This window comes from Acinetobacter sp. ANC 4910 (genome assembly GCF_004331035.1).
In the GTDB taxonomy this organism is placed as follows: Bacteria; Pseudomonadota; Gammaproteobacteria; order Pseudomonadales; family Moraxellaceae; genus Acinetobacter.
This window is the reverse complement of record NZ_SJNT01000005.1, coordinates 16,008-30,932: the sequence shown is the minus strand read 5'-3', so window position 1 is coordinate 30,932 and position 14,925 is coordinate 16,008. Positions and strand designations below refer to the sequence as shown.

The window sequence follows — 14,925 nt, the reverse complement described above, 5'->3', positions numbered from 1 at the left end:
ACTCTAGTAGGGGGAGCCCTGTGGATATTGTTGAATTTATCCACAGTTTAGGCCAAACTTTTAAGACGAACAACTCACCATCACTTCAGGCACATCATTTGCTAATGGGGCTAAATCTTCAGCATTTTCTAAATCAGGCTGTTGTGTAAAAGGCTGACTGAGCAAGTTAAACAGTCGGTCGACTTCTGAAAAATCATTGCGCTCAGCCAGTTCAATCGCTTTTTGTGCCATGTGATTGCGTAGGATATAAACTGGATTGGCTTGTTGCATGGCTGCATCCAATTCTGCTGTGTCTTGATTGGCACGAATCTGTTGGTATTGTGCAAGGAAACTTTCAAACTGACGGCGGTCAAGGCAGTCATCTTTAATGATTTCATATTGCTTATCTTGCAAACGAGTAAAGCTTTGTGTGTAGTCAAGCTGTTCGGTTTGTAGAATCCGTAAGAAGCTCATGGCACAGTCAAAACTGTCAGCATGGAAATGAGGCAAGCCCATTTTCTGACTTAAACCTAGTTTATAGTGTTCCAAGAACGTGGGTTCGTAGTGCTCTAGGCAAGTGGCAAGGTTTTGCTTCCATTGTTCTTTGTCATAGTCTTGAGGGCAAAGCGGAATGAGGTTATTTAGCCATGTCCATAAATTCCAGTGACCAATGCTCGGTTGCTGCTGATAGGTATAGCGGCCTTGGTAGTCGGAGTGGTTATTGATCCAATTGGGGCGGAAGCGTTCCATAAAGCCATAAGGACCAAAATCGAGGGTTGAACCCGTAATATTCAAATTATCGGTATTCATGACGCCATGTGCAAAACCAATCAGTTGCCATTTGGCAATCATCACCGCAGTCCGTTGAATCACTTGGGTGGCAAAAGCCAAGATTGGTTGTTCGGCTTGCAAGCATTCAGGATAATGCCATTCCATACATTTTTGGGTGAAGTCTGCCAATAGGTCGGATTGATACTGATTAATCCACTCAAAATGCCCCAAACGAATATGACAGTCTGATGTGCGTAGCATCATTGCGCCTAGCTCTAGCTTCTCCCGCTGTACACCTTGAGTAGACGAAGTAAAACCGATTGCATTACTAGAGGGAATACCCAGTGCATTGAGTGCATGACCTGCCAGATATTCACGAATAACCGAGCGTAATACCGCACGACCATCGCCCATACGTGAGTAGGGGGTCGAGCCTGCACCTTTTAAATGTAAGTCGATGGTTTGTTGTTTTTGATCGAGAATTTGTGCAATCAGTAAACCACGACCATCACCAAGTTGACCCGCCCATTGTCCAAATTGATGCCCAGCATAAACCATCGCAAGCGGTGTGAACTCAGCAAAGGTTTTTTGCCCACTACAAATGTCCACCCATGACTGTTTGTCGGCTTCAGACCATTGCAACTGTTCTGCCAAAGCGGTATTGAAATGACCTGCTTTTGCCCCTTTCAGAGGCAAGGGTTGTTGATGGTGATAAAGCTTTGAAGGAAGGAGGGAGTAGCGTGAATTGAACTGCATAGTGAAGGATCACAAGGGATAAGCCATGATCCCATCAATATAGCAAAGTTTTAGTGTTAAGAGATATATCCAACTATTTTAGTCAACTATAAACAGCTTGGCGCCCTTCGAGGTAGATGAGCGATGGGCTTCGGCCTGATCCGCAACTTGGTAACTCATGCCAGCCGTGAGGGTAAAGCTACGACCATCATCTAGTTCGGTGTGTAGTTCGCCTTCTAAGCACAACAGGATATGCCCTTTAGAACACCAATGGTCGGCCAAATAGTTCTCCGAATACTCCACCATACGCACGCGAATCGCGTCAAATTGCTGGGTACGCCATAGGGCATAACCTTGATCACCTGTATGGCGGGTGGTTGGTATCTTTGCCCAGTTGGTGATGCCGAAGGGGATGTTTATTATATCCATATGGTTTTCCTTTATGTTTTATGTATTGCTAAAAAAAGCCCCTTGCGGAGCTTTCTTTCGAAACGATCAATTCGTTAGACAGTAATTACTGTGAAACAGGCGCTTTTTTAATGCTACGCATCAGCTTGGTTAAAGTCTCACGATGATGTCCTAAACGCTTTTCGACCAACTGAAATTCAACTTTGAGTTTCTCATCCATTAGATGGATTTTTTCAGCCACAGCAGTTTTCTTAGCTTGAATTTCTTGTTCTTTTAACTTTGCCCAGTCATTCAAGGTTTGAGTAAATGCATCGTACTCTTGAGCAATACGAGCTTTAGCCGAATTGATATCGTCACTAACGTTTAGACCATGAACTTCTAAGTCTTGTTCAGCGTATTTGAACTTCATTGCAAGTTCGGCTTTCTTGATATTAAAGCTTGGAATACGACGCAAGTTTTTCGCTAAACCGAGTTTTGAACATGACCAGATTAACCATTTGGTTGGATCATACTGCCACCATTTCACACCATTACGATAATCGTATTGGAAAATATGATGATAGTTGTGATAACCCTCGCCCCAAGTGGCAATCGCAAGCAAGAAGTTATCGCGCGCAGTATTTTCATCCGTATATGGGCGTTTACCCCACATATGGCAAAGTGAGTTAATGAAGAAGGTTACATGATGGCTCAGGATTAAACGTACCAATCCACCCAAAAGTAACACGCCCCACATATCGCCAACCGCCCAACCAATCGGTAATAAAATACCGGTATGCACCAAAATAACCAAAGGCACATAATATTTATGTTGGAACATGACCAACTTGTCATTTAGCAGGTCAGGTGCATTTTTAAAATTAGGCTCTGCTGCTGGATAGTCATGTAACATCCACCCCATATGGGCAAACCAAAAGCCTTTATTGATTGAGTATGGATCTTTTTCCACATCATCGACATGACGGTGATGGGTACGGTGACCAGAAGACCAGAATAAAATACTGTTCTGAACTGCAAAAGTACCCATAATCATCAAAATGATTTTTAAAGGTAGTGTCGCTTCATAAGCACGATGTGCCCATAAGCGATGATAGCCCGCAGTAATACCCAAACTACTCACACCCAATAGCACAATCATGCTGACCCAAGCACTTAAGCTAAAATCATGATTGATGGCATAGAGTGGAACAGCGATAACCGCAACAATAGGTAAAAAAACCAGTGCAAAAATTGCAATCCAGTTAATTGGGGCTTGAGGTAGGGGAGGATTCATCTCCAACAGCACTCCTAGAAACCTGATACAGGTTAAAATTGAGAACTTAAATCATTACAAGCTGTAAGGATTAAGATTCTGGCATATTAGCATGAGCAACATTTGTACTCTAGCATTATTGTACAGTTGTATTGTACTAAACAGTAACAGAATAAGACTATGCTAAGATTGAATTTATCGTAACCAATCCGCTATTTTTATTGGTTGCTTGATATATTTCTATTGTACTTTAGGTCAACTGCCGTACTCATCTTAACTGCGGGTCAATTTTACTTGTTATCCGAACCAATTTTTAGCCTAAATTTAGCTGTTGCAGCATCATTTTGGGAAAATCGGTAATCAAGCCATCAATACCACAAGTTTGCAGATGCTTGGCACGATCAACATTATTGACGGTCCAGACACTGACCTTTAATCCTGCAGCGTGGGTGGCTTCAATTAAGGCATCACTTGCCAATTGATTCATCCAGCCAATACGGCTACAGCCTAATGCCAGTGCCTGTTCAATGGCACGTTCTTGGATGTCTTCTTCAATCAGAAGTCCGCGTCTAAATCGCGAGTGAGCTTGTTGTAAAGCTTGGTGAATTTTTAAGTCAAAACTGGTGATAACCGCATTGTGCTCAAATCCTGTCAAAGCTTGTTCTAAACTTTGAATCAGTTTCTCTGCAGCTGCAAAATCATTCACGGCTTTTACTTCCACTTCTAGATGAGAAAATTCACGCAGAATATTCAGGCTTTGTTCTAGGGTTGGCGTATTTTCATGTTGCCAATCCATCCAGATAGAGGCTTGATTGAAGCGGTGTAAGTCATGAGCTGTACAGGCGTAAAGATTTTGTTCAATTGAAGTGGTGCGTAAAAAATTATCATCATGCATCACCACTAAAGTGTCATCTTTGAGTTGACGCACATCAAACTCGACTGCACGGATACCTAAGTCATGTAAATATTGGAATCCACCTAAAGTATTTTCAGGTGCTTCACCCCGGGCGCCACGATGTCCGATAATTTGCATGTTTAAATCTGCTTAGTGATTACTCTATTTTGATTATTACGGAGTTACGTGAAATTTCACAGTCCATTGACTTGTATTTGAATCCTTATTTTTAGAAATTTAAATGCTAAAGAATAGTTTGAATAGTGATAAAAATCAAAGTTCGATTCAATGAACTTGAACAGAGCAAAAGTGATGATTGAGACTGAAGATTGATGACCTAGCCTCAATCAGGTTACTTTTTAAATCGTGTCGTTAATATTTTTTTGCCAAAGCACTTCTGAGCCACCTTCAGCTCGTTGCAAGGCGCGCGAGGCGACAAAAAGCCAGTCGGATAAACGGTTGAGCAGCTTTAATGCAGTGGCTTGAATGTTCTGATCACGGGTGTGTACCGACATTAGGCTACGTTCTGCTCGGCGGCATACCGCTCGTGCTTGGTGTGCATAGCTACATGCCAAAGAACCAGAAGGGAGAATAAATTCTTTCAGCATCGGCAAGTTTTCATTCATACGGTCAATTTCTTGTTCAAGAAACTCAATGCAAACAGGCTGTAGCAAATGATAGTTGGGAATGCATACTTCACCACCTAAGTCGAACAGCCAATGCTGAATGAGACTTAAGCTTTTATCCCAGATTGCTTTGTCAGTGATTGGGCTTGCGCTAATTTGAGCACGCAGGACACCAATCGTTGAATTGAGTTCATCCACATCACCAAGTGCGGTAATTCGTAGATCATCTTTAGTTACACGAGAACCATCGCCAAGTCCTGTGGTTCCTGTATCACCTGTGCGGGTATAAATTTTACTTAAACGGTGGCCCATAATGTTTCCTAGGTTTAAATGAAAAAAAGGATAATGCCGGTCAAAACATTATCCATAAACTGCGCTGTTTTAAAATTTTTTTGAGTCTTTAAGTTAAATTAATAACGGAAAGTGACTCCTGCGGTAGCTAGGCGGCCGCTTGCAAGGTAGTACGAGCTAACTTCGTTATTCCATGCCGCTTTATAAGTTGTATCCCCAAGGTTGTGAATGTTTGAGAACACTTTTACATGTGGGTTAATTTGCCAATAAGCATTCATATCGATCGTGGCATATCCAGGAATCTGTTGAATATCTTTAGATGAACCTTTAGCAACCAAAGAAGTTGTGAAACCATAGACTCCATTATCCCAACCCGCAGATAATGTGAAGTTTTGACGTGGACGGTTTGGAGCATCTTCGTCAGTATCATCATTTTTGGGTTGTACATAAGCATATTCTGCATTTGCGAATAAGTTATCCTGTTTCCACTTCAAACCAAGTTCGGATCCAGTGAACGTTGCTTTCTTCAGATTGTAAAACTTAAATCCTGTAGAGGCATCAGATACCATAAGATTGTCGACTTTGGTTTGATAAACAGAACCATACAGTTGAATACCGTAATTAAGGGAATGATCAAAACCTAGTTCATAAGAAATACTTTCTTCTGGTTTTAAGTCTGGGTTACCGCCCCACCATGATGGTTCAGAAATAATTTGGCCTACAACAGGTGCTCTAAACGCTGTACCTACGTTGGTGTAAAAACTTGTTTTTGGTGTGGCAAAGTAACGAGCAGCGAGTTGACCAACAGTATGTGTACCAAACTGCTGATTATCTTCTACGCGAACGCCAGCTTGCGTTGAGAACAGATCATTTTTAAACTGATGTTGGACGTAATAACCAATGGTCTCATTGTCGGATTTAAAGCCTGTGTCACCGATATAAGCAGCGACTTTCTCGGCTTCTGTTTCATTGTATTCAACACCAAAGAGTATGTTCTGATGTTGAGCGAATTGCCATTTTAGGTTGGAGTCAATTTCTTGCTGTTCTGTATTTACAATTGAAGGATAAGATGACTTGACTACATTGTATTGATCATCAAACTGAGAAAGACGCGTATTCCAAGTTAAATTATTGCTTAAGTTTAAGCGTCCTTGAACGTTATAGAGACGGTTAATGAAGTCATAAGCTTCTGGTGCACCATAAGAAAAATAATCACCAGTCCCTTTATTTTCTTTAACTTCAGCAGAAAGACCATAAGCTTCTTTTTCTACGCCTACTTTCGCGCTATAGCCTTTTTGGTCAAAGCCTGCTTTACGGTCATCATTGGCAATAATTTGATCACCATCAGTTTCAAAACGTTGACCGCGGAGCTGAGCATAAAAACCGTCTTCTGCAACATCAACACCTAAAATGGTTTTATAGGTATTACGTTCACCAGCTTCAATCGTTGTAAATATTGAGTTTTCTGTTGGTATTTTGGAAATGAGCTGAATTACACCACCAATTGCATCTGTACCATATTGAACTGAGGCAGGACCTTTTAGAATTTCAATTTGTTTCACATCTGAAAGGTCAAAAAGAGGAATGTTGGTACCAGCTACAGTTGCAATGTTGGAACGCATACCATCTTGTAGAAATAAAGTATGTGCTGCATTGGTACCACGTAAGAATACCGATGCTGTTTGTCCATAACCGCCGACTTGCTTTACGGTTAAGCCTGCTTCTTTAGTGAGTAAGGTCGGAAGGTCTGTAACTGGAGACTGTTCAATGGTTTTTTCATTAATCACAGAAATACGCGCAGGTACATTTTCAATCTTTTCTTCAGAACGAGAGGCAGTCACAACTAGCGTATCTAGAGAAGTATTCACAACATTCGTGTTGTCTTGTGCAGATACAGACGTAGAGAAACCCATCGCAATAGCGATTGCGCCCACTAAAGCAGTAGGCTGAAATAAATTTGGCATGCTGGCTCCATACATTCACCCCCCGTGAATGATTGAGTTAAACGGCGCGATAAGCAGGTCTCCGGACTTAAATATAAATATTGCGAACAATATTGGTATACCCATCTTCCCACACAAGTGCAGTGATGTAAGCGCAAACTTATAAAGGCATACGTTTCGTTTTACCGTTGCGGGGGCAGTGTTGGATTTGCACCAACTTCCCTAAAGCATATTGCTATGACTTATTGCATTTGAGCGCAGTATAAGGTTTGTATGCGAATTAAACAATCTATGTAAAGATTTTTCAGGATGAACTTTACGCAAGGCGAAAAAATTGCATTACAATGATTCGCCCTGTTATTTATAGATCAGCTATAAATAGGGTTGAGCCAGAGTTATAACCTATGCGAACCCGTGCCAAAATTTGTGGAATTACCCGTAGCCAAGATATTCACGCTGTGGTCAATGCAGGGGCAGATGCAATTGGTTTTGTATTTTTCCCGCCTAGTCCACGCCATGTCAATGCAGCTCAAGCCAAAGAACTGATTCAACATGTGCCTGCTTATGTGCAAACAGTTGGCCTGTTTGTGAATGCGTCTGGGGATGAGATTGCAGATGTGGTAAAACAGGTGGCGTTGGATATCATCCAGTTTCATGGTGATGAAACACCAGAAGACTGTCAGGCGATTGCGACACAAGTAGGACGGCGTTGGTATAAAGCTATTCAGGTGAAACCTGAACTGGATGTGGTCGCAGAAGTGAAACGCTACCAACAGACAGGGGCAAGCGCAGTGCTTTTAGATGCTTGGCATCCAGAATTAAAAGGGGGAACAGGACACAGTTTTGACTGGTCACAATTCCCTAAGCTTGATATTCCTTTAATTTTAGCGGGTGGTTTAACCCCCGCTAATGTTGAAGACGCTATAAAGACGACTGGGGCTTATGCTGTAGATGTCAGCGGAGGCGTAGAATCCGCAAAAGGTATAAAAGACCAACAACTTATAGATAACTTCATGCAAGGAGTCCATCGTGGATCAGCAAAGTAAAGTGATTGACTATACCCAATACCCAGATGAACATGGGCATTTCGGTATCCATGGCGGACGTTTTGTGTCAGAAACTCTAATGGCAGCATTAGAAGACTTAGAAAAGCTCTATTTCCGTATGAAAGATGATGAGCAGTTTCTGGCAGAATTCGACCGTGACCTCGCCTACTATGTAGGTCGTCCTAGTCCTTTATATTATGCTGAGCGATGGTCGAAAGAGTTGGGTGGTGCACAAATTTACTTAAAACGTGAAGACCTGAATCATACAGGTTCACATAAAGTGAACAACACCATCGGGCAGGCTTTACTGGCAAAATTATCGGGTAAAAAACGCATTATTGCTGAAACTGGCGCAGGTCAGCACGGTGTCGCAACGGCAACCATCGCAGCGCGTTTAGGTCTTGAGTGTGTGGTGTTCATGGGTGCAGATGACGTGAAACGTCAAGCTATGAACGTATACCGTATGCGTTTACTCGGTGCGACCGTTGTACCTGTGGAAAGTGGCTCTAAAACATTGAAAGATGCCATGAACGAAGCCATGCGTGACTGGGTGACCAACGTCGATTCAACTTATTATGTGATTGGTACAGTTGCAGGCCCGCACCCATATCCACAGTTAGTTCGTGATTTCCAATCGATTATTGGTCGTGAAGCTCGCAAACAAATTCAAGAGCAAGCAGGGCGTTTACCTGATGCCTTGGTGGCATGTGTTGGCGGTGGTTCAAATGCGATGGGCTTGTTCTACCCATTCTTAAATGATCCAGATGTCAAAATGTATGGGGTTGAAGCGGCAGGTTATGGTATTGAAACAGGTAAGCACTCTGCACCTTTAAATGCAGGTCATGTCGGTGTTTTACACGGTAACCGTACTTATTTAATGTCGGATGAACAAGGTCAGATCATTGAAACGCATTCAATTTCTGCAGGTCTAGATTATCCAGGCGTAGGCCCTGAACATAGCTTCTTAAAAGATATGCACCGCGTAGATTATGTGGCGATCAATGACAATGAAGCTTTACAAGGTTTCCGCGATTTAACCCATATTGAAGGCATTATTCCAGCACTTGAAAGTTCACATGCCATGGCCTATGTGACTAAACTTGCACCGACCATGTCTAAAGACCAAATTATTATTGCGACGGTTTCTGGCCGTGGTGATAAGGACTTGATGACTGTGGCACGTATTGATGGCGTGGAAATGGTTGAGATGTAATTATTTCTTTGAAGCCTCCCTATTTGGGAGAGCTTTGAAGACTAGATTTAAAGAATCGTGTTGGGTGAAAGCTCAGCACGATTTTTTTATTTACTTTAATGAAAATGGCTTAGGTCATTTAAAAGAGGGAAAATTTATACATGCACTGCCTCATTTTAAGTGATGAATTATGATTGGTTTACGTAGCAAATATCTTACTTTTGCATAGCATCATCATGTAATTAAGGGATAAATCATTATTTGTATTTTGACGGAGTCTTGCTGCTTACACCTCGAATGTAAGGAGTTCGTCATGTTACTTTGGATAAGCCCACAGTAACCAAAGGCATTGTCATTCGCAAAACTCGTCATATACTTTCATGTGATTAATGGAGTTGCAAAAACATTTCTCTTGAAGTGTGGTTTACCTCAAACAATTGCGAATGACGTTTCCGTGAAGCGCCTGTTAGCTATAAAAAATGTCTCAAAAGAAAGGAAAGAAAATGCCCAGCCTATTTATGGTCATGCTTGGTGGTCGTCACGCACGTGCCAATACAGAAGTCCATGATGTTGTATTTGCAGTCGCTGACAGTTTAGAAGATAGTTATTCGCAACTTAAAAATGCGTGGTTTGGTGAACAAAAAGGCTTACATATTGATGCTTGGATGCAAGTGAATGGTGTCGAAAGTCTAGGGAAAAAATACCAGATTCAGTTTAGTGATGCCCAACCTCAAGTCGCAGATGAAAAGTTGTGGCTAATTAATTTAGGTGGCTATGACACACGTGAATTTGGTGAGTTACATCGTTATGTGCTGGTCGTTGCTCCCCATGCCGCAGAAGCCAAACACCGTGGCAAACAACACTTTGATCAAAAGTGGCAAAAGCAACATACAGATCGTGTTTTAGAGGTGGATGACTGTATTGCCATTGATTGTATACATGGTCGTTATGTGAGCCTGGTAGAAGCCGAGTTTGATGCAAACACGTGGGAAAATACTTATCTTATGTTAAATGTTTAATTTTCAACATTTTAAGTGGGCTGTGCTGATGTGCTATTTTTTATGCTAACATGGCATGAGTAAGAAATGATCGATATTTGCTGCATAAAAAGAACGAAAAATTCTTAATATGACATGCTGTATAGATCAAAGCAGATCTAGCGATATCTGAAATGGAATTGGATAAATGGATTTAATTCAGTCGAATGGGCAGCCACATTATGGTCGCTTTAATGCGTTACCTCAAAATATTGACGTTCAAAAATACCAATATAAAACTCCTTATGGAGAGGTGCTGAACGGTTGGCGTAAACGGCTAAAATATAAGAAGTTTAAATTTTGTTCCATTCAACACGAGCATTACACCATTGGGGTAGCGATTGCCGATATTGCATGGGCAGGGCATGGTTTTTTTTACGTTTATAACCATCTTACTCAGGATGTTATGGAATGGAATGCCATTAATTTCTTGGCCCGTAACACACTGTTAGATGAGCAGCCTTTATATAACCAAAGTTTTTTTCATAAATCGCCGTTTCAAATTGAAATGCAACATGCCAATGGGGTGCGTTATATCCGTGTGACTAAATACGGCGAAATTAAACTGAATGCCCGTATTTTCTGTGCAGGAACACAAGCCTTAAGCATGTGCAGTCCAACAGGAATTAATGGATGGACTTATACCCAAAAACTGACCACTTTGGGCTGTGAAGGCTATTTTGTTAATAAGCAGAATGAAGTCGTACAATTTCACGATAAGACTTTTGCTTCTTTAGATGATACATGTGGATTTCTTCGACCAGAAACCGCCTGGTTTTGGTTGTCTTGTAATTTCTGGGATACCAATCATCAACGAATTGGGCTGAATTTAGCCTCTGGTGTCAATGAAAGTTTTGGTAATGAGAATTGCCTGTGGGTAAATGGTCAGTTGTTTCAATTGACCGATATTTTATTTGAGCATCTGGAGGAAGGACGTTGGAATATCCGTTCTTTAGATCAACGTCTGAATCTAATTGTCACGACCAGTTGGCGTCGTTATGAAAATTTGAACTTAAGATTGGTCGGCAGCCAGTTTAGTCAATGGCAGGCACGTATCAGTGGGACGATTCAGCAAGATGATCAAGAAATTGTACTGGTCGATGAGTATGGTCTTTTGGAACAACATTATGCGAAATGGTAGAGATATCTACTTTCAATTGCATCTAAATTTGGGCATTTAATTTAGATGCAGCATAATCTAGTTGTATCTTATTTTTTACTTTGTGCCGCCTGCCAAAAAGCTTCACCTGCTTGAATAGGGTCATCGGTTGCAGCAAGGGTATCGACCCATACATTGTATTGACGAATAATCGGTTGTTGGCTGGGATGAAATCCTTTTTTAAACCAATCAAAATATTGCTTACGAATGCTGGTTAGGGTGCCTTTACGACCAAAGAACCATGGCAATCCTTTCATAATCATATTGAAGCGTTGCCAACGGCTAAAGCCATCATGTCTTAACATAACATTGGCACGATAGAGCGTAAATCCAATCATCATAAGCGTGGTGAGAATGAGTGCCCATCGACGCATTGACTCTGATACCTCACCTACTTGTTGCATCACATCAAATGCGACATCACGATGTTCCATTTCTTCAATTGCATGCCAAGCCAAGAGCGCACGGACATAAGGATGAGCGTTGGCTAAAGTTTCTTTTTTGCCATAAAAGGTTTCTGCCATTAAGGCGGTCAAATGTTCTGCCGCTGCTGTCATGGCAATATTGTATTGAGGAGAACGCTCTTCAAGTTCGAATTTGAATACTCGGTTAATTCGTTGAATAAATTGATCGACAGGCATGCCTTGTCCACGCATGACTTGGTTCATTTTTTCATGCGCGATACCATGTTGGGCTTCTTGGCGAATGAAGGCGGCAACACGTTGTTCTAACTCAGGATCCGTAATTTTATCGCGAAACAAGCGTACCGATTGAATAAAGTAACGCTCACCATCAGGAAAAGTGAGGCTTAACGCGTCAAATACACGGGTTAAAAATGGGTCATTGTTCATCCAGAAGCGGGGTACCTGATCTAATTTAAAATCGAATTCGGTACGAACAACGGGATGAACTTGATTTCGGACTATTGTATTCATCGTTTTTTACTAATAGAACCTTCGATAAGAGCAGTATGTCGGTGTTTATCGGAGAAGTTTTGACAGTACTTGCCATTTTTTATACATTTTATGCCATATCGAAAATAAAAAATGTCAAACAGACAGGTAGAGCCATGTATACATTACAAATCCCCAATGGCTTTTTTCATTTATGGCATAGCTATCTTAAATTACGTGATATTGATGGTTTTGCCTTTCCTTTCTCGGCAGTGCAAAAACAACAGTTGAGTTATATTTTATCACAACCGATTGATGCACAATCATCGTATGCTTTATTTATTGATTTAATACAACAAACAGAGCAGCAACTCAACTGCCCGCATCTTATTTTCGATATTGTGCAGCATATACAACCTGAACATTTTGGCGTGTTGGGCTATATCGCGTCGAAAAGTACCAGTGTGGCAGAAGCATTGCAGTTTGTTTTGCGTTTTAATCGTCTCGTGATTGATGGGCGAGAAACGGTGCCCATGCATATGTCACAAGTGGATCAGAGCATCCATATTCATTGGGGTTTTTCACAGCATGAACATGTGTTGATTAATGAAATGACCGTCGCGGCAATGGTGCAATTGGCGCGACAGATTTTTTCTTTTGATCAGTTCTCATTGAAAAAAATATATTTTGCACATCCGCCACGCTGTGCAGTTTATCATTATCAGCGTTTTTATGGCTGTGATGTATTTTTTCATCAAGTACGTTATGCCTTAGAGTTAAATCGTGAAAGTTTATTGCTGAAGTCTCAGCAGCCAGATCCTTCGCTTAATCATTTGCTTCTCAAACATGCTGAAGAGGTGATTGCAGCAAAATCAGCACATATCACGCTTATGACCCATTTACATGCGCTCGTTGCTGAATATCTGATTTTTCATCAAGATGTACCAAAGCTGGAGTGGGTGGCGCAAGAACTGCATTTATCGGTACGCACTTTACAGCGGCAGCTCAGTGAGTTTGACAGTTCATTTAAAAAAATTATTGAAGCAGAACGGATGAAACGTTGTGACATTTTGCTACAGCAAACAATGAGTTTAAGTGAAGTAGCTTTAGCACTGGGGTATTCAGATCAATCGGCTTTGGCACGTGCCTATAAGGCGGCGACAGGACAGACACTTTTAGGGCGTCGGCAGCAGTTCAAACTGCGTGAATGAAATAAAAAAGGCGGTTCAGTGAACCGCCAGAATGAAGCAAGCTTCTTACTAGATCGTCTTTCGATTCAATCGTGGATAGCGGAGTACGATGGCTAAAATGGCAAAAATCGCCAAGACCCAACAATAGTAAATATGACCAATTAGTTCGACAGGAGAGAGTTTGGCGATGGAACATGCCAAAAGCAGTTGAGCACCATAGGGGATCAAACCTTGTATCACGCAAGAGAAAATATCCATGAGGGCAGCTACACGTTTCGGATCTAACCCGTATTCTTGTGCCACTTCACGGGCCATATCACCCGATAAAATAATTGCGACAGTATTGTTGGCAACAAATAAATTCGAGAAGATCACCAGAAAGCTGACACCTAGCTCGCCAGCACGTTGTTGTCCAATTTTTAAAAGACGTGTCAGGCTATAAATCCGCTGAATGAGCCATTCTAAACCGCCTTCACGTTGCATGATGCTGGATAGCCCGCCCAATAGCATTGAGAGTAATGCCACTTCAAACATGCCGACAAAGCCATCATAAATTGAGCTATTCAGTTTAAGTAAGGTAAAGCCGCTGTGTTGTACTAAACCAACCACACCAGAAATTATAATGCCAATACTTAATACTGCTAAAACGTGCAAGCGACTAAATGCCAAGAAAAATACGGCAACATAAGGAAGAATCAGCCATAAATCATAGTCCTGATATTGAATGGCTTGAGAATCCTTGCTCATCAAAATAAACACCAGAATGGTAATGATAGACGCTGGTCCTGCAATCCAAATATTGACCCGAAACTTATCACGGAGTTGCACTTTTTGACTGCTGGTTGCGGCAATGGTGGTGTCTGAAATCATAGACAGATTGTCACCAAACATCGCACCACTCACCACAGCACCAATCGCCATCACGGTTTCAATATTGGTTACTTGGGCAAAGCCAAATGCAATCGGTGCACAGGCCGCAATGGTGCCCATGGAAGTCCCCATGGCTGTTGCAATAAAGGCTGAGATGACAAACAGCATGGGTAAAACAAAGGTAGGAGGAATAAGGGATAGTCCAAGTTGGACGGTCGCATCTACACTGCCAATCGCACTACTGGTGCTCGCAAAGGCACCTGCCAACATAAACACCATAAACATGAGAATCAGATTAGGGTGGCTGGCACCTTTTAGGAAAGTCTCAATGGCTTGGTTTAGGTGGCCTTTATAAATGAGTACAGCCAGTATTACAGCGGGGAGCGCAGCCACAGGTGCTTTAATTTGATAAAAGGCAAATTCAGTGCCAATCAGGGAATGATAAATTCCGCTACCCAAAAAGATAGCCAAAAAAACAATAAGGGGGAGCAGTGCAAGCGCTCGGGCTTGCACTTTACCCTGTCGGTCGGAGGTCATAAAAGTTAGAAAACAGCGAATAAGTGTGCGTAGTATAATGGAGCTTTGATCATTTCTAAAAATTTAAAATGTAAAACCTGAGCAGCTGAATTTCGTTGACT

13 protein-coding genes and 1 riboswitch are annotated in these 14,925 nt (G+C 41.7%); of the genes, 5 read left to right on the top strand and 8 right to left on the bottom strand.

Going from position 1 to position 14,925, the window contains the following annotated elements; all coding sequences use genetic code 11:
- Positions 1–60: 60 nt before the first annotated feature.
- The 6 genes from E0H82_RS06575 to E0H82_RS06550 form a co-directional block, all read right to left on the bottom strand.
- Entirely contained in the window at positions 61–1,506 is a 1,446-nt protein-coding gene (locus E0H82_RS06575; protein WP_131263910.1) for a protein adenylyltransferase SelO, read from the bottom strand.
- A 78-nt stretch (positions 1,507–1,584) separates the two neighbouring features.
- Positions 1,585–1,914, bottom strand: a complete 330-nt coding sequence (locus tag E0H82_RS06570; RefSeq protein ID WP_131263909.1) for a DHCW motif cupin fold protein — start codon at positions 1,912–1,914, stop codon at positions 1,585–1,587.
- An 85-nt stretch (positions 1,915–1,999) separates the two neighbouring features.
- Positions 2,000–3,166 (bottom strand): acyl-CoA desaturase, encoded by a 1,167-nt coding sequence (locus E0H82_RS06565; RefSeq protein WP_131263908.1) that lies wholly within the window; start codon positions 3,164–3,166, stop codon positions 2,000–2,002.
- 292 nt (positions 3,167–3,458) lie between these two features.
- Entirely contained in the window at positions 3,459–4,178 is a 720-nt protein-coding gene (locus E0H82_RS06560) for a glycerophosphodiester phosphodiesterase (protein ID WP_131263907.1), read from the bottom strand.
- 221 nt (positions 4,179–4,399) lie between these two features.
- Positions 4,400–4,978, bottom strand: coding sequence for a cob(I)yrinic acid a,c-diamide adenosyltransferase (locus tag E0H82_RS06555; RefSeq protein ID WP_131263906.1), 579 nt, complete (start codon positions 4,976–4,978; stop codon positions 4,400–4,402).
- Between the two features lie 98 nt (positions 4,979–5,076).
- On the bottom strand, positions 5,077–6,921 hold the full coding sequence (locus tag E0H82_RS06550) for a TonB-dependent receptor plug domain-containing protein (RefSeq protein WP_131263905.1): 1,845 nt from the start codon (positions 6,919–6,921) through the stop codon (positions 5,077–5,079).
- A 34-nt stretch (positions 6,922–6,955) separates the two neighbouring features.
- A riboswitch (cobalamin riboswitch) is annotated at positions 6,956–7,161 on the bottom strand.
- 143 nt (positions 7,162–7,304) lie between these two features.
- On the opposite strand from E0H82_RS06550, the gene E0H82_RS06545 reads away from it, so the two are divergent.
- The 4 genes from E0H82_RS06545 to E0H82_RS06530 all read left to right on the top strand — a co-directional run bounded on the left by E0H82_RS06545 (position 7,305) and on the right by E0H82_RS06530 (position 11,316).
- Entirely contained in the window at positions 7,305–7,946 is a 642-nt protein-coding gene (locus E0H82_RS06545; protein ID WP_131263904.1) for a phosphoribosylanthranilate isomerase, read from the top strand.
- Positions 7,930–9,159 carry a tryptophan synthase subunit beta gene (trpB, locus tag E0H82_RS06540; protein WP_131263903.1) on the top strand — a complete coding sequence of 410 codons (1,230 nt, stop codon included), beginning with the start codon at positions 7,930–7,932 and terminating at the stop codon, positions 9,157–9,159. Before E0H82_RS06545 ends, trpB begins: the two co-directional genes overlap by 17 nt.
- 482 nt (positions 9,160–9,641) lie before the next feature.
- Positions 9,642–10,157 carry a DUF1543 domain-containing protein gene (locus tag E0H82_RS06535; RefSeq protein WP_131263902.1) on the top strand — a complete coding sequence of 172 codons (516 nt, stop codon included), beginning with the start codon at positions 9,642–9,644 and terminating at the stop codon, positions 10,155–10,157.
- Between the two features lie 166 nt (positions 10,158–10,323).
- Complete coding sequence (locus E0H82_RS06530) at positions 10,324–11,316, top strand: DUF2804 domain-containing protein (protein ID WP_131263901.1); 993 nt, start codon at positions 10,324–10,326, stop codon at positions 11,314–11,316.
- Between the two features lie 68 nt (positions 11,317–11,384).
- Here E0H82_RS06530 and E0H82_RS06525 read toward each other — a convergent pair whose 3' ends face one another.
- Positions 11,385–12,269: a metal-dependent hydrolase gene (locus E0H82_RS06525; protein ID WP_131263900.1), complete on the bottom strand. Its 885-nt coding sequence runs from the start codon at positions 12,267–12,269 to the stop codon at positions 11,385–11,387.
- Between the two features lie 134 nt (positions 12,270–12,403).
- On the opposite strand from E0H82_RS06525, the gene E0H82_RS06520 reads away from it, so the two are divergent.
- A complete protein-coding gene (locus E0H82_RS06520; RefSeq protein ID WP_131263899.1) occupies positions 12,404–13,438 on the top strand; it encodes an AraC family transcriptional regulator in 1,035 nt (344 codons plus the stop codon).
- A 48-nt stretch (positions 13,439–13,486) separates the two neighbouring features.
- Here E0H82_RS06520 and E0H82_RS06515 read toward each other — a convergent pair whose 3' ends face one another.
- Positions 13,487–14,824, bottom strand: coding sequence for a Na+/H+ antiporter NhaC family protein (locus tag E0H82_RS06515; protein WP_131263898.1), 1,338 nt, complete (start codon positions 14,822–14,824; stop codon positions 13,487–13,489).
- Positions 14,825–14,925 lie beyond the last annotated feature (101 nt).

Bases quoted from the DNA above. Each gene is read 5' to 3' on its own strand.
- E0H82_RS06575 (WP_131263910.1), bottom strand. From the start codon at position 1,506: ATGCAGTTCAATTCACGCTACTCCCTCCTTCCTTCAAAGCTTTATCAC.
- E0H82_RS06570 (WP_131263909.1), bottom strand. From the start codon at position 1,914: ATGGATATAATAAACATCCCCTTCGGCATCACCAACTGGGCAAAGATA.
- E0H82_RS06565 (WP_131263908.1), bottom strand. From the start codon at position 3,166: ATGAATCCTCCCCTACCTCAAGCCCCAATTAACTGGATTGCAATTTTT.
- E0H82_RS06560 (WP_131263907.1), bottom strand. From the start codon at position 4,178: ATGCAAATTATCGGACATCGTGGCGCCCGGGGTGAAGCACCTGAAAAT.
- E0H82_RS06555 (WP_131263906.1), bottom strand. From the start codon at position 4,978: ATGGGCCACCGTTTAAGTAAAATTTATACCCGCACAGGTGATACAGGA.
- E0H82_RS06550 (WP_131263905.1), bottom strand. From the start codon at position 6,921: ATGCCAAATTTATTTCAGCCTACTGCTTTAGTGGGCGCAATCGCTATT.
- E0H82_RS06545 (WP_131263904.1), top strand. From the start codon at position 7,305: ATGCGAACCCGTGCCAAAATTTGTGGAATTACCCGTAGCCAAGATATT.
- E0H82_RS06535 (WP_131263902.1), top strand. From the start codon at position 9,642: ATGCCCAGCCTATTTATGGTCATGCTTGGTGGTCGTCACGCACGTGCC.
- E0H82_RS06530 (WP_131263901.1), top strand. From the start codon at position 10,324: ATGGATTTAATTCAGTCGAATGGGCAGCCACATTATGGTCGCTTTAAT.
- E0H82_RS06525 (WP_131263900.1), bottom strand. From the start codon at position 12,269: ATGAATACAATAGTCCGAAATCAAGTTCATCCCGTTGTTCGTACCGAA.
- E0H82_RS06520 (WP_131263899.1), top strand. From the start codon at position 12,404: ATGTATACATTACAAATCCCCAATGGCTTTTTTCATTTATGGCATAGC.
- E0H82_RS06515 (WP_131263898.1), bottom strand. From the start codon at position 14,824: ATGACCTCCGACCGACAGGGTAAAGTGCAAGCCCGAGCGCTTGCACTG.